General features: G+C 29.8%; 12 protein-coding genes. 3 read left to right on the top strand and 9 right to left on the bottom strand.

Features of this window, described 5'->3' with window-relative positions; all coding sequences use genetic code 11:
- Positions 1 to 52: 52 nt before the first annotated feature.
- A complete protein-coding gene (locus tag FAY47_RS12480) occupies positions 53 to 1,408 on the bottom strand; it encodes a sucrose-specific PTS transporter subunit IIBC (protein WP_143317100.1) in 1,356 nt (451 codons plus the stop codon).
- 321 nt (positions 1,409 to 1,729) lie between these two features.
- On the opposite strand from FAY47_RS12480, the gene FAY47_RS12475 reads away from it, so the two are divergent.
- A complete protein-coding gene (locus tag FAY47_RS12475) occupies positions 1,730 to 2,113 on the top strand; it encodes a hypothetical protein (RefSeq protein ID WP_143317098.1) in 384 nt (127 codons plus the stop codon).
- 64 nt (positions 2,114 to 2,177) lie between these two features.
- Here FAY47_RS12475 and FAY47_RS12470 read toward each other — a convergent pair whose 3' ends face one another.
- Both FAY47_RS12470 and FAY47_RS12465 read right to left on the bottom strand, forming a co-directional pair.
- On the bottom strand, positions 2,178 to 2,858 hold the full coding sequence (locus FAY47_RS12470) for a PHP domain-containing protein (RefSeq protein ID WP_143317096.1): 681 nt from the start codon (positions 2,856 to 2,858) through the stop codon (positions 2,178 to 2,180).
- A gap of 14 nt (positions 2,859 to 2,872) precedes the next feature.
- The gene (locus FAY47_RS12465; RefSeq protein WP_143317095.1) at positions 2,873 to 3,562 is read right to left on the bottom strand and encodes an alpha/beta hydrolase; all 690 of its coding nucleotides are present in this window, start codon (positions 3,560 to 3,562) and stop codon (positions 2,873 to 2,875) included.
- 231 nt (positions 3,563 to 3,793) lie between these two features.
- Here FAY47_RS12465 and FAY47_RS12460 point away from each other — a divergent pair, with 231 nt between their 5' ends.
- Together FAY47_RS12460 and FAY47_RS12455 are read left to right on the top strand one after the other, a co-directional pair.
- Entirely contained in the window at positions 3,794 to 5,179 is a 1,386-nt protein-coding gene (locus tag FAY47_RS12460; protein ID WP_143317093.1) for an NCS2 family permease, read from the top strand.
- A 126-nt stretch (positions 5,180 to 5,305) separates the two neighbouring features.
- Positions 5,306 to 5,794: a DUF6803 family protein gene (locus tag FAY47_RS12455; protein WP_143317091.1), complete on the top strand. Its 489-nt coding sequence runs from the start codon at positions 5,306 to 5,308 to the stop codon at positions 5,792 to 5,794.
- A gap of 81 nt (positions 5,795 to 5,875) precedes the next feature.
- On the opposite strand, the gene FAY47_RS12450 is transcribed toward FAY47_RS12455, so the two are convergent.
- The 6 genes from FAY47_RS12450 to FAY47_RS12425 form a co-directional block, all read right to left on the bottom strand.
- Positions 5,876 to 7,252, bottom strand: a complete 1,377-nt coding sequence (locus FAY47_RS12450; protein WP_143317089.1) for a HAMP domain-containing sensor histidine kinase — start codon at positions 7,250 to 7,252, stop codon at positions 5,876 to 5,878.
- Complete coding sequence (locus tag FAY47_RS12445; RefSeq protein ID WP_143317087.1) at positions 7,253 to 7,939, bottom strand: response regulator transcription factor; 687 nt, start codon at positions 7,937 to 7,939, stop codon at positions 7,253 to 7,255.
- 161 nt (positions 7,940 to 8,100) lie between these two features.
- Positions 8,101 to 10,164, bottom strand: coding sequence for a methyl-accepting chemotaxis protein (locus FAY47_RS12440; RefSeq protein ID WP_143317085.1), 2,064 nt, complete (start codon positions 10,162 to 10,164; stop codon positions 8,101 to 8,103).
- 242 nt (positions 10,165 to 10,406) lie between these two features.
- Positions 10,407 to 12,464, bottom strand: coding sequence for a methyl-accepting chemotaxis protein (locus FAY47_RS12435; protein WP_143317083.1), 2,058 nt, complete (start codon positions 12,462 to 12,464; stop codon positions 10,407 to 10,409).
- 271 nt (positions 12,465 to 12,735) lie between these two features.
- Positions 12,736 to 14,436: an FAD-dependent oxidoreductase gene (locus FAY47_RS12430; protein WP_143317081.1), complete on the bottom strand. Its 1,701-nt coding sequence runs from the start codon at positions 14,434 to 14,436 to the stop codon at positions 12,736 to 12,738.
- A 13-nt stretch (positions 14,437 to 14,449) separates the two neighbouring features.
- The gene (locus tag FAY47_RS12425; protein WP_143317079.1) at positions 14,450 to 14,767 is read right to left on the bottom strand and encodes a rhodanese-like domain-containing protein; all 318 of its coding nucleotides are present in this window, start codon (positions 14,765 to 14,767) and stop codon (positions 14,450 to 14,452) included.
- Positions 14,768 to 14,772 lie beyond the last annotated feature (5 nt).

Here is a 14,772-nt window from a genome sequence, read left to right as displayed (position 1 = left end):
CAGATACCTAAATAGAGAGTTCTATAGCTATTATTAGAACTCTCTATTTTTATTATTCTTCAGTTTTGAAGAATATAAAAGTTAATGTAAATGCAACTACTATAGCAATTAAACAAGCTACCAAATAGCCTACTATATTAGTATTTAAGTATAATAATATACCTGGAAGAGCAGTTACTCCCATTCCTGTTCCTGCTAAATTCATAATTCCTGAAAACAATCCAGCTGTGAATCCACCTACACAACCAAATATAAATGGTTTAATAAATCTTAAGTTCACCCCAAATATAGCTGGCTCAGTAATTCCTAAAAATGCTGGAACTGCTGATGAAATATATAATGAACGTTTCTTTTTATCTTTTGTTTTAAAAGCTACTGCTAAAGCAGCTGCACCTTGAGCTACAATTCCTCCTGTAATTATTGCATTAAATGGATTAAGCCCTGTAGAAGACAATAATTCAACTTCCAATGCATTAAATACATGGTGTATTCCAGATACAACTATTACTTGATGTAATCCCCCAATAATAGCTCCACCAATTCCAAATGGCAATCCAATGAATGATTTACACCCACCAAGTATAACTTGTTCTAAAGAATGCATAATTGGTCCAACAATTAATAATCCTAATATCATTGAAATAGTTAATGTTAAAAACGGTGTAACGATTAAATCAATAACATCTGGTATAAATTTTCTAAATCTCTTTTCAAGATTTGCAGCAATAATTCCTAAAATTAAAGCTGGTAAAACTGATCCTTGATAACCTACTATCGGAATACTTAATCCTAATAAACCAATATACATTGGTTCTGCTGTTCCACCTGCTACACTATATGCATTTGGTAATTGCGGTGCAACTAGCATAAGTCCTAGTACCATTCCTATAACAGGTGTTCCTCCAAACTTTTTAACTGTTGACCATGCAACTAAAGCTGGTAAAAACGCAAATGCTGTATCAGTTAAAACTTGTGTTAATGCAAGAAATGTTGGATTTAACTCTACACCTAAGCTAGTTATTAATCCACGTACCCCCATGAATAGACCCGTTGCAACTAATACAGGAATTATTGGTACAAAAATATCTCCTAATGTACGAGAAATTTTTTGCAATGTAGTCATATTTTTATATGCATCTTCTTTTGCATCTCCAGCTTCTACACCTTCCTTGCTCATTTCTGCAAATACTTTATTTACAAAACCTGTCCCTAAAATAATTTGATACTGAGCAGCTGCAAAATATTGTCCTTTAACCCTGTCAATATTTTCTATAGCTTTTTCATTAATCTGTTCTTTATCCTTTAAAATAAGCCTTAATCTTGTAGCACAATGTTCCATGGATTTTATATTTTCTTTTCCACCAATATTTTTCAATATTTCTCTTGCGACATTTTGTTCTTTGCTCATCTACATCTCCTCCTGTTTATAACGTTTACTTAAATTGTTTACAAACTCATAATACCAGTTCCATATATGTTCTGTCAAGCATACTTTTAAAACTTTTTTCAAGCCTGTTGAGAGTAGTTATATTAACGTTTTATAGTTATTCACTTACTTTAATTAAACTAACTATCATTATGTATTTTTCTTGCGGTACCAGTTCCACATCTAAGATAAGTTCCATCCTTTAGATGAAAATAGTAATTTTAAGGTTATCTTATGTTATATCTAGACAAATTGTATTATAATTTATAATATCACCCATTTACTAACAAGGAGGATTTACTTATGGAATACAATAATGAAGATGAAAAATTAGGCGGAGGAATTATAACTATTTGTGTTTTGCATTTTATAGGATTGGCTCTTACTTTACTTACTTTAGTAGGTAGCTTCTTAATGAAAGACCAACTAGCTCAACTCGGAGCAACTACATCCACATTTGTAATAAGCGCAATTATATCAATTACACTTTCCGTAGGATGTATACTTATTCTTAATAAAACAAAAATAGGAATAATACTTTATTACATAGCTGCAATTGCAAACTTGATAAATACCATTTTATACGGATTTAGCATTACATCTATAATTTCAGTATTATTTTTACCTACACTAATGGGTATATTCTTAAACCAAAAAAAAGAGTTGTTTGGATTCAAAAATAAATAAGCAAAGAAGGTACTACCTAGATGCGAATTCTAGATAGTACCTTTTTATTTAAACTAATTGAACATTAAAACATCTTTAAAAATTCTTTTATCTCTTCTTCTTCAAGATAAATCTGCCCCAAAGTTCCATGTTTTAAATCATTCTTTTTCAAAGAATGAAAATCTGATCCAGCTGTATATACGATCCCTTTTTTCTTAGCTACTTCAATAAAATACTCAGTTTCATTTTCTTTATTTCTGTAGTATTTTGCTTCTATTCCATCAAAATTTAACTTTATCAAGCTTTCAAAAACGTCTCTTTTCAGCAATGTTGGATGAGCTAATACAACCTTAGCTCCACTATACTTTAAAAACTCAACTCCTGCCATAGTTGTGAGCTTATTTTCTTCTGATTTAAATTCCAAAATATATCTCTTATATTTTGTTCTACACATTTTAAACTTACCACAATTAATAAGTTCTAAAGTTTCATTAAATTCTTTACTCTTATAAAAATCATTATAAAAATATCCAAGTATATGCACCTGATTTCTATGATACCTGGTAGATAGCTCTATTCCTGGTATCACCTTTACTCCATGTATATTTCCAACTACTATTGCTTGCTTATTCCCTTTAACCGTATTGTGATCGGTTAATGAAATTATATCTATATTTCTTTCTTTTGCTAAAAGTACTATCTCCCCAGGTTTCAACGCACCATCTGATTCACTTGAATGAATATGAAAATCTCCCTTTATATACACAGATCCTCCTAAAATTATTGGTATGATCTAATAAATTCTATTAATATGGTATTAAAAACCTCAGAATTATTACTAGTTAAAAAATGATCACTATTTTTAACTATTTGTAGTTCACTACCTCTAATAGAATTTGCTATAAGTCTTGTACTTTTCTCTTTAATTGCATCTCTTTCTCCTGCAACTACTAGAGCTGGAATATTAATCTTCTTCAAACTTTCCGTGCTCATATTAGGTTCATGTATCATAAGATCTAATATCTCTCTTTTCTTTTTATTAAAAGTAAGCATGTGCTCAAAAAATATCGCTATCCGCTCTTTTATTATCAAATCTTTCGGTTTCAAATTAGCACCAATAATAGTAATTGTCTTTAATATTTCAGGAACAATCAATGCAATATTTAATGCAATATTCCCACCATCACTAAAACCAACTAAATTCACATTATCTAGCTCTAATTCATTTAATACTTTAACAACATCGTTACTCATCAAATCTAAAGATAACTTTCTTTTCCCATATGAAGATTTCCCATGTCCCCTGCTATCTATTAGCACAACTTTATACTCTTTGGAAAAAGCTTTAATTTGAGGAGAGAAATATCCCATCTCTTCCCCATTTCCATGTAAAAAGACTAACGGCTCTCCATCTCCATGCACTTCATAATATATTTTTGCATCACTACAAGTTATGTATCCACTCTTCATTTTATCATCCTCAATATCTATTTATATAAATATACTACTTATAACTAAATAATTATATATTTACTTTCACATAATATACTATAAACACTTATAAAACACCATTCAAATCACTTAGAAATGTCAACTTATTTCATATTTTGTTAATAATAAATTAATTTTTTGTATTTAATTTGTACTAATACGAATATTGTTTTATAATTCTAATATAACTTTCGTAGGAGGCATAATTTAATGGAAAAATTTTTTAAACTTAAAGAAAATGGTACTACTATAAAAACGGAGATTTCTGCTGGTATAACCACTTTCTTAACTATGGCATACATACTTTTTGTAAATCCTGTAATATTATCACAAGCAGGTATGGACAAAGGTGCTGTTTTCATAGCTACAATTTTAGCTGCAGCTATAAGTACATCTGTTATGGCGTTAATTGCCAACGTACCTTTCGCACAAGCTCCTGGAATGGGATTAAATGCATTTTTTACTTTTACTGTAGTTCTTGGCTTAGGATTTACTTGGAGTCAAGCTTTAGCTATAGTCTTTCTTTGCGGTTTAGTAAATATTCTTATTACCGTAACAAAAATTAGACAAATGATAATAAAAGCTATACCCGAATCTCTTCAATATGCAATTTCAGCTGGTATAGGTTTATTTATAGCATATCTTGGATTTAAGCAAGGACATTTTTTAAGTTTTTCAGGGGAAAATGGAATTTCCTCAGGAACTTCTACTATATTTAGTGATATTAATCCTTCACTAGCTAATTTCAAGGATCCAGTTACTTTAGTCGCTCTTATTGGTTTAGTAATTACTCTAATATTAATGGTAAGACATGTTAAAGGAGCCATACTTATCGGAATTTTAGCTACAACTTTAGTGGCTCTACCATTTGGTATTACCCACTTACCTGATTTAAGCACTATTTCTTTATCAATACCAAGTTTAGCTCCAACTTTCTTAAAGCTTGACTTTTCTGGATTATTTGGTGATCCTTCAAAGATTTTCATAGTTATAGCAACTATATTTGCATTTTCTTTATCTGATACTTTTGACTCAATAGGTACTTTTCTAGGAACAGGTAGAAAATCAGGAATATTCGATGCTAAAGATGAAGAAAAATTTGAAAACGGAGTTTATTTTGATTCAAAATTAGAAAAAGCTCTATTTGCAGATGCTACAGCAACATCTATAGGAGCATTACTTGGTACTAGTAACACTACAACTTTTGTTGAAAGTGCAACTGGTATAGGTGCTGGCGGAAGGACAGGTCTTACATCCCTTACAGTTGCAGTGCTATTTCTACTTTCAGTATTTCTTTCACCATTTATCGGTATAATTCCAACTGCAGCTACTGCACCAGCATTAATAGTTGTGGGAATACTTATGATGGAATCTGTTAGTAAAATACATTGGGATGACTTAGAAATTGCTGTTCCAGCATTCTTTATAATAGCTTTAATGCCTTTATCTTATGGAATTTCAAACGGTATATCAGCTGGATTCTTCTTCTTCTGTATTACAAAAGTTGTTAAGGGTAAAGCTAAGGAAGTTCATCCAATAATGTACATAGTTACTTTATTATTTGTATTAAACTATTTAGCAACAGCATTATTATAATGATTTAATATTTCTTTGAACGCCATGCATAAACATGTTATGCATGGTGCTTTTTTATAAAAACCTTCATAAAATCTACATATTATTTTTGTAATGTATAAATATAAATTTTAGGAGGTTTTATTTATGAGTATGACACATTACATGTCTCTTCTAGCAGAGAATCAACCATGGAATCTCATTATATTCATGGCAATCCCTGTAATATGCGCAGAAACTCTAACTATTACAGAGTTCTTTATTATTTTCAACAGAGCAAAAACAGGAGGTTTAAGAACTCTTAACAAAATTGTAGGCATATTTGACGGATTCTATTTTACAGGTATTTTTATTTATTTATTAATCACAGCTGTTATCCCCCTTACCACATCTAACGGATGGCATACTTGGGTAGATGTTTTAGCTGTATTTTTCTACTTAAGCGGAGTATTTTTCCTTTTACCAATTGCGCTGATGGAGTTAGGCATAATATTCAAAAGAAAAACAGTAGAAGAAAAGATGAAAATTCATTTTATTCTAGTAGGAGGCTTCTTAGTCGTTGCTCATATTGCAATGATTTTTGGTATGGTAAATCCCGAAATTATAGGAAACATGTCTAATATGTCTGGCATGTAATAATTAACTAAATAATACCTATAGATTAAAATGTCACTTATTTAATCTATAGGTATTCTAATATAAAAAATAAAATAATTATTAGTTGTTCTTAATTTTGTTAAAGGTAATACTTACCTTAGTTCCTTTCCCTTCTTTGCTTTTTACATCTATGCTCGCAGAATGAAGATCTAATATATTTTTTACAATAGTTAATCCTATACCACTACCTTCAATTACATGTCTACTTCTATCTCCTCTATAAAGCCTTTCAAAAACGAAAGGTAAATCCTCTTCTTCTATCCCCATACCATTATCCTTTATTTCAACTATAATTCTTCCACTTTTCTCAAACAAACTGATAGTTACTTCTCCATTTTCTTTAGTGAACTTAATTGCATTTGATACTATGTTAATAAATACCTGCTTTATTTTATCTTTGTCACAAACTACATTATAATTCTTATTGGATTGCGAATTATATTTTACCTCTATATTTTTGTCTTTCCCCATTAAAATAAAGTCCTCATGCATTATCTTTAATATTTCACTTAAGTCTAATATTTCAAAATCCAACTTAATACTTTCTCGCTCAAATTCTTTTAACACATTTAAGTTATTTAATAACTTTCCGAATCTCACCACTTCATCGTTAAGATAATTTAGTCTTTCTTTCGTTATCGGAAATATCCCATCAATCATAGCCTCAACATTATTCTGCAAAACATTTAACGGAGTTCTTATTTCATGAGATATATCCGATATTAATCTTCGCCTTAAAATATCCTGATATTTTAATTTTTCAGCTAATACATTAATACTTTCCCTTAAATTTTCTAATTCTTTTATATTACTTTTTGTTGCTGATCTTTTATCAAAATTTCCTTTGGCTAAATTAACAGACATACTAGCCACTTCTTTAATTGGATTTGATAACTGCTTAGAAAAATATAAACTTACTCCAATTATAATCGCAAGGGTTATAACTCCACTTAAAATTATGCTTTTATTTATAGATGCTTTAAAGTTAACATCTTCTTCTGACAACAAAATAGACGAATATTGTCCAATATCAACATATCCCACTATTTCATCATCAGCCTTTATCTCAAACCTTTTTGAATTATAAACTCCACTATCCTTAACTTCCATAGGACTTAGATGTATATTAGATTTAAGTTCATCAGCATCCATTGCCCATATTGGTTTTTCTTTTTTATCAAGAAGTGCTAAACAATAATTTCCCATATAGGCTTCATGCATTAACTCGATTCCAGATTCCTTATTCCAATTTCCTTCTCTTTTATAAACTTCTTCAAAGTAAGAGACAATTCTCTCATAACGTTTTTCCTGAATATCAGCCATATAATCATCGAACTTATTATTAATAGTTATATTTACAAAAATTATAATTAAAGAAACGGCTACCATAGAACATATAACAAATAAAATACTAAACTTTCTCCTTATGGATTGCATCTAACTCTCACCACCAAACTTATACCCTACCTTCATCACAGTTATAATATATTTAGGCTTTCTAGTATCTTTTTCTATTTTTTTTCGTATATTTTTGATATGTACATCTATGGTTCTATCATATCCATCAAAATCTATACCACCTATCTTTTCTATAAGTTGCTCTCTTGATAAAACCTTCCCTTTGTTGATAACTAATGAATATAATATATTGAATTCATTTGGAGTAAGTGGAATTTCTTCATTTTTTAATGTAACACTTCTTTTTTCATAATCAACTACTAAATTTCCATCATTATAACAATAACTTACATCATCTTCGTCAGAACCTATTCTTCTAAATAACGCATTTACCCTTGCAGTTAATTCTCTAGGACTAAAAGGTTTTACCAAATATTCATCTGCACCTATATTCAACCCTTCTATCTTTTCAGTTAACTCTCCTTTAGCTGTAATCATAAATATATATACATCTGAATTCTGCCTTATTGTTTTACAAACATCTTCTCCACTTATATCTGGCAACATTAAATCAAGTATAATAAGCTTAATGTTATTTCTTTTAAATAATTCTATTCCTTCAAGTCCTCTAGTTGTACTATATACATTGTACCCTTCTCTTTGTAGATAAGCCTTTAATACTTCTAACACCTTTTCTTCATCTTCAATTATCAAAATACTATTCATTGCCTATTCACCTCTATATTTATTATTTAAATATACATACTATAAAATTCCTTCTTAAACTTTAATTATATATATCATATTTGAAGATATTGTGAAGATCATTAAAAAAATAGCAGGTAACTTATCTACTTAAGTTACCTGCCACTTACCCATTTCCTATATTAATCTATTTTAAACTTCAATATCATATTTTCTAAATTTTCTGCTAAATCTCTAAGCTCTTCTGCATAACTTGTAAAGTTATTCATAGCAGAAGATATCTCTTCTGTTGATGCCGTAACTTCTTCTGAAGCTGACGCTGTTTCTTGTGAAACAGATGAAATGTCTTCTATTTCTTCTAGCACCACTTTCTTCTTAGTATCAATTTCACTAATAGATGATTTTATTTCTTCTACTTTGTTTATCATTGTTCCTATAGAGCTAAGGATATCACTAAATATTAACTTTGTTTCACCAACTGCTGCATCTTGCTCATTAACCACTTCTTCAGTAGATCTTATAGCATTAACAGCTGTATCAGATTTTTGTTGTATATTTGCTATAATTAACTTTATTTCTTCAGTTGAACTTTTTGACTGTTCAGCAAGTTTTCTTATTTCCTCTGCAACTACTGCAAACCCTTTACCTGCTTCCCCTGCACGTGCAGATTCTATACTCGCATTTAAGGATAAAAGATTTGTTTGTTCTGTTATTTGCGAAATAGTTTCTGATATTGTATTTATTTTCTTAGTACTTTCATTCATATCTTGAACTATATCATTAACTTCCTTGGTTGCTACCTTTGTTTTATTTGATTTATCTATTAACGTGTCTATCATAGATAATCCTTTAGCGCTTAGTTCTTTAGTATTTGTCGAAAGTCTATCAACTTCATTTGAACCTACAGACACTTTATCTAATCCATAAGATAATTCATTCATTTCTTCTGCTCCATTTTGAGCACTTTGAGATTGATTTGTTGCTCCTGCCGAAACTTCTTCAATAGCTTTTGCAACTTCTTCTACTGAAGCATTCACTTCTTCTGACATACTTGCAAGATTTGATGATGTCTCTAACACCTCTTTAGAAGATTCTGTTACACTCTTCATAAGACTTGATATATTATTTATCATATAATTAAACGAATCCGCTAGATCTTTAAATTCATCTTTTGTTGTTGCCTTTATAGATACAGTTAAATCTCCTTCAGAAGCCTTCGCAAATACTTCCTTTAAATTTTTGATATTATGAGCTATTCCCTTACTTAAGATAAAAGATAAAATTAGTGCTATAACACCCATAACTAATGATATCATTAATGTATTATATAAAATCGGATTGGTATCATTTGTTAATTCTTTCTCATTCATAGAAGCTACTAACTTCCAACCAGTAATATTATTTGTTTCATAAGCGCCAAACTTCTTTGCACCGTTAAAATTATACTCTAAAAACCCATTTTTATTTGATTTTACAGTATTCCAAATTGTTAATTTTGATGCTTCCTCAGTCCCTATGAGCTCTTTATTAGGATGTGCTATCATACTTTTCCCATCTATATCACTTATGTAAATATACCCTGTAGATCCTACCGCTTTTGCAACTATTTTATCCGAAAATGAAGTTAATGAAATACTCATAGATAAAACACCAACAACTTTATTATCTCTTATAACAGCTCTCGCCACAGATACTACGTATATATTTTTTTGCGCATCTTTAAACGGTAACGTCACTACTGTTTGTCCCTTACGTGCTGAAGCTTCTTTATACCAAGGCCTTTCAGTAGCCACAAAATCATCTGGTAAATTTTCATTTGGATATATTTTATATTTCCCATCCTCATTTGCTAAAAACACACTATTTATATCTACATTACTTTCTTTAACATTCTTTAATATATCATCTATATATTTATCATTATTAATATTATCACTATTAATAATATTATAATTATTTGCTGTTGCTGAAATCATATTAATGAACCCATTAAAATAATCAGTTATCCCATTGTTTACTTCCGAAAGAGTTTGCACACTTGTAACCTTAAGTTTTTCATTAAGTATTGATTTTGATTTCGAATAAGAATTATATCCTGATATAATTAATGGAATTACACAAATCGCAACTAAACTTACTACTAACTTAGTTCTAATACTGTTTAACTTAAATTTCTCGGCATTTTTATTATTTACCTTTTCACTAGTTGATTTTGTCTTAATTAACTTAATCCTGTCTAATCTCATGTTGATTCTCCTTTTTCCTAGTATTTTTACAGATATATAAATGGATATCTTAAACTCATCTCCAGCATTATTCCCCATATTTTTTGCCAACTTATTATATATCGGATTAATTAGAAATACCTTTATATAAAAATTTCAATTTAATTATACAATTACCAAAACGTCTTATATATTGCTAACTTAATAAAAAAAGAACCCCCTCTGCATTACTTTGCAAAAGGGGTTAATATAAACATATTATATTACTTTATTATAAATTTACTTATTTCAACCTCTAACTGTTCTGCCAGCACTTGAAGATTTTCAGCATAACTTGTAAAGTTGCTCATAGCAGAAGATATCTCTTCTGTAGATGCTGTAACTTCTTCTGTTGCTGATGCTGTTTCTTGTGAAATAGACGATATCTTTTCTATTTCCCCTACCACTCTATCCTTCTTTCTATCGATTTCTATTATAGATTCTTTTATTTCTTCGACCTTATCTATCATTATTTCTATTGAATGAAGAATTTCATTAAATATTTCTTTAGTTTCGTTAACTGCCACATTTTGCTCATTTACTACTTCTTCAGTAGATTTTATAGAATTTACTGCAGTATCTGATTTCTCTTGTATATTAGCTATAATTATCTTTATTTCTTCGGTTGAATCCTTAGATTGTTCAGCAAGTTTCCTTATTTCCTCTGCTACAACAGCAAATCCCTTACCTGCTTCTCCTGCACGAGCTGACTCTATACTTGCATTTAAAGAAAGAAGGTTTGTTTGCTCAGTTATTTGAGAAATTGTTTCAGATATAGTATTTATCTGCTTAGTGCTTTCATTCATATCATTAACTATATCATTAACTTCGTTAGTTACCACCTTAGTTTTATTAGACTTTTCTATCAATGTATCTATCATAGATAGCCCTTTAGCGCCTAAATTCTTTGTATTTGTTGAAAGTCTATCAACTTCATTTGAACTCAAAGTCATATTATCTAATTTATCCGATAACTCATTCATTTCTTCTGCACTATTTTGAGCATTTTGAGATTGATTTGTTGCCCCTTCTGCTACCTCTTCTATAGCCTTTGCGACTTCTTCAACAGAAGCAGTAACCTCTTCTGACATACTTGCAAGATTAGATGAAGTTTCTAAAACTTCTTTAGATGATTTTGTAACATTATCCATAAGGTTTGATATATTACTTATCATATTATTAAATGAATTAGCTAAATCCATAAACTCATCTTTAGTTGTAGGTTTTATAACTACAGTCAAGTCGCCTTCTGCAGCCTTTGCAAATACCTGTTTTAAATTTTTAATATTTTGAGCTATACTTTTACTTAACACTAAAGATAGCCCTACTGCTATTGCCCCAATACCTATCACCATAAATAAAGTGTTATATAGTATAGGATTAGTATCCTTAGTTAGTTCTTCCTCTTCCATTGGAGCCATTAATTTCCACCCAGTAATATCGTTTGTATCATAAGCACCAAACTTCTCACTTCCATTAAAAGTATAATCAACAAACCCATTTTTAGATGTCTTTATATCATTCCAAATTGGTAGTTTGGAAGCTTCATCTGTTCCTATTAATTCTTTACTAGGATGAGCTATCATATTCTTACCATCTATATCTGTTATATACACATATCCAGAACTTCCTATTGATTTTTCTGCAATTTTATCTGAAAATGTGCTCAACGAAATATTTATTGATATTACACCAATAACCTTGTTATCCTTTATCAATGCTTTAGCAACTGAAACAACATTAACATTCTTTTGTTTATCCTTAAAAGGTAATGTTACTATTACCTTCGGTTTATTATCTATTGCTTGTTTATACCAAGATGTTTTACTGGCTTCAAATCCGTCTGGCATATTTTCATTAGGATACACATCACATTTCCCGTTATCTCTTGCAAGAGATGCACTCACTATATCACTATTACTTTCTTGTAAAGATTTTAGTATATCTGATATATATGGATCATTTGCACTGTTATCACAATTAGCTATATCATAATTATTAGATGTAATAGTAATTAAACTTATTAGTCCATTGAAATAATCATCTATCCCACTATTTACTTCCGAAAGAGTTTGCTCACTTGTAACTCTTAACTTTTCATTAAGTATTGATTTTGATTTTGAATAAGAACTACATCCTAAAATAATTAAAGGGATTACACAAATTGCTACCAAACTAACAACTAACTTATTTCTTATGCTGTTTAATCTGCCAGTACTTTTTTTCTCTAAATTCTCCTTATCCACTCCACTCTTACTTAACTTTTTCTCATATAACTTCATCTCGATTCTCCTTTTCTTGAGGTATACTTTAAATATGCTAACTATAATTTCATCATTTAAACATATTTTTCACCATATTCCTCCCATTTTTTTCTTTTACTTATTATGTATCGCCTCAAATCGAAATACCTTTATAGGAAACTTTAATATAATTATGAATATAATGAATTTTTTTCTTTTTTTATATCCAAAATTGTATTTATGTAAAATTATTCTACAAAATAAAAAATGTCCTAAAATCACGTTCAGGTGATTTTAGGACATTTATACTTTATCTAAAATTATATTCAGTTAGTATACTGGCTCTTTCCATAGTTCTATCATTAAAATACTCATAAAATGATAATGCTAAAAAACTTCCTGTTATGTTATAAACATTATCAAACCCTAAATTTTGAAGAGCTAACACAGCATTATAACTCCTTTGCCCTGTTCTGCAATGAAGATATACAGGTCTATCCTTTGGCACTTCATCTATTCTATCTCTCAACTCACTTAAAGGTATATTTTTCGAGTTATTAATATGACCATTTTCATATTCATTTTTTTCCCTAACATCTATTATAGTTGCATTATTATCCACAAGCTCTCTCACTTTATCCACATTAACTTGCTTAAATTCCCCACTTAATAGGTTTGACCCAACGTATCCAGCATAATTTACAACATCCTTTGCTGTTGCGAATGGAGGTGCATAACATAACTCTAAATCTTTTAAATCTTCTACTGTTCCTCCAAATTTTATAGCTGTTGCAATTATGTCTATCCTCTTTGTTACATCCCCTTTACCTATTGCTTGAGCACCTAAAATCTTTCCTGTAGGAATTTCATATAATAACTTCAAATGAACTGGGGATGAATTTGGCATAATCCCAACCTTATCTGTAAGTATGACTCTAACTATATCGTAGTTTATATTCATATTGAGAGACTTTATTATCCCTTCATTTAACCCTGTAGAAGCTCCATTGTAATCAAATACTCTTATACCAGACGATCCTATATATCCTTTATTTAACGAATTCTTTCCATTTATATGATCTGCAACTGACCTAGCCTGTTTTTGAGCTGGTCCTGCTAATGATAATTTAGTTTTAGAATGAGTTAGTGAATTATAAACTTCTATTGCATCTCCAACTGCATATATATCATTATCATTTGTCTTATAATTTCTATCTACTTTTATAGCTCCTGTTTCTCCAATTTCTAAATTAGATTCCTTAGCTAAATCCGTTTCCGGAGAGACACCTATAGCCATAATCACAGCCTTTGCTTCAATCTTCTTCCCTGAAGCTAGAATAACTTTATTTTCTTCAAAGTTTTGAACCTTATCTCCAACAATTAAATTAATACCATTATCATAAATTTCTTTATGGAGAATTTGGACCATATCATAATCAAATGGTTTCAAAACTTGATTAGTAGCTTCTACAAGTGATACATTATACCCAGCTTTTTTTAAATTTTCAGCTGCTTCTACTCCAATATAACCTCCACCTATTACAACTACATCCTTTGTATCAATCTCTTTTACAAATCTATTAAGTCTATCTATATCCACTACATTTCTTATAGTAAATAAATTAACCTTATCTATTCCAGGAATATTAGGAACTATAGGTCTTGCTCCTGGAGATAGTATAAGCTTATCATAAGTCTCTTTATAAACTTCTCCTGTTTCATTGTTTCTTACAGTTACGAACTTGTTTACTCTATCTATTGATAAAACTTCATTATTTACTCTCGCTTCTATTCTATATTGAGCCATGAATTTTTCTGGACTCATAAGTACTAATCTACTAGCTTCATTAATTATTCCACTTAAATGATACGGAAGCGAGCAATTTGAAAAAGATACATGAGGATCCTTTTCAAACATTATTATTTCATCATCTTCACTATTTCTTCTAAGTCTAGCAGCTGCTGATGCTCCACCTGCAACTCCTCCTACTATTAATATCTTTCTCTTCACAATTCCTTCCCCCTTACTTTTTCATAGTTCCTACATATGAACCCATTCCACCTGCAACATTTATAACATCAAAACCTTTTTTCTTTAAACTGCTACAAGTCTTTGAACTTCTTCCCCCTGATTGGCACATAATATAATATTCTTTATTCTTTTCTAAATATTTTTCTGGACTATCTAAAAGTTCTCCCATAGGTATATTCTTGGAGGTTTTTAAACTTCCACTCTTATATTCATAAGGTTCTCTAATATCAATTAATTCAACCTTTCCCAATAAATTATCCATATCATTAACATTTATCACTTTTTCATTATTTTTTAAAAATCCAAACATAGTCT

The sequence above is a fragment of the Clostridium sp. HBUAS56017 genome (genome assembly GCF_007115085.1).
In the GTDB taxonomy this organism is placed as follows: Bacteria; Bacillota; Clostridia; order Clostridiales; family Clostridiaceae; genus Clostridium; species Clostridium cibarium.
This window is presented reverse-complemented; position numbering and strand designations above follow the sequence as displayed.

Coding starts and splice junctions, on each gene's coding strand:
- FAY47_RS12480 (WP_143317100.1), bottom strand. CDS start 1,408: ATGAGCAAAGAACAAAATGTCGCAAGAGAAATATTGAAAAATATTGGT.
- FAY47_RS12450 (WP_143317089.1), bottom strand. CDS start 7,252: ATGCAATCCATAAGGAGAAAGTTTAGTATTTTATTTGTTATATGTTCT.
- FAY47_RS12440 (WP_143317085.1), bottom strand. CDS start 10,164: ATGAGATTAGACAGGATTAAGTTAATTAAGACAAAATCAACTAGTGAA.
- FAY47_RS12465 (WP_143317095.1), bottom strand. CDS start 3,562: ATGAAGAGTGGATACATAACTTGTAGTGATGCAAAAATATATTATGAA.
- FAY47_RS12445 (WP_143317087.1), bottom strand. CDS start 7,939: ATGAATAGTATTTTGATAATTGAAGATGAAGAAAAGGTGTTAGAAGTA.
- FAY47_RS12425 (WP_143317079.1), bottom strand. CDS start 14,767: ATGTTTGGATTTTTAAAAAATAATGAAAAAGTGATAAATGTTAATGAT.
- FAY47_RS12460 (WP_143317093.1), top strand. CDS start 3,794: ATGGAAAAATTTTTTAAACTTAAAGAAAATGGTACTACTATAAAAACG.
- FAY47_RS12455 (WP_143317091.1), top strand. CDS start 5,306: ATGAGTATGACACATTACATGTCTCTTCTAGCAGAGAATCAACCATGG.
- FAY47_RS12475 (WP_143317098.1), top strand. CDS start 1,730: ATGGAATACAATAATGAAGATGAAAAATTAGGCGGAGGAATTATAACT.
- FAY47_RS12435 (WP_143317083.1), bottom strand. CDS start 12,464: ATGAAGTTATATGAGAAAAAGTTAAGTAAGAGTGGAGTGGATAAGGAG.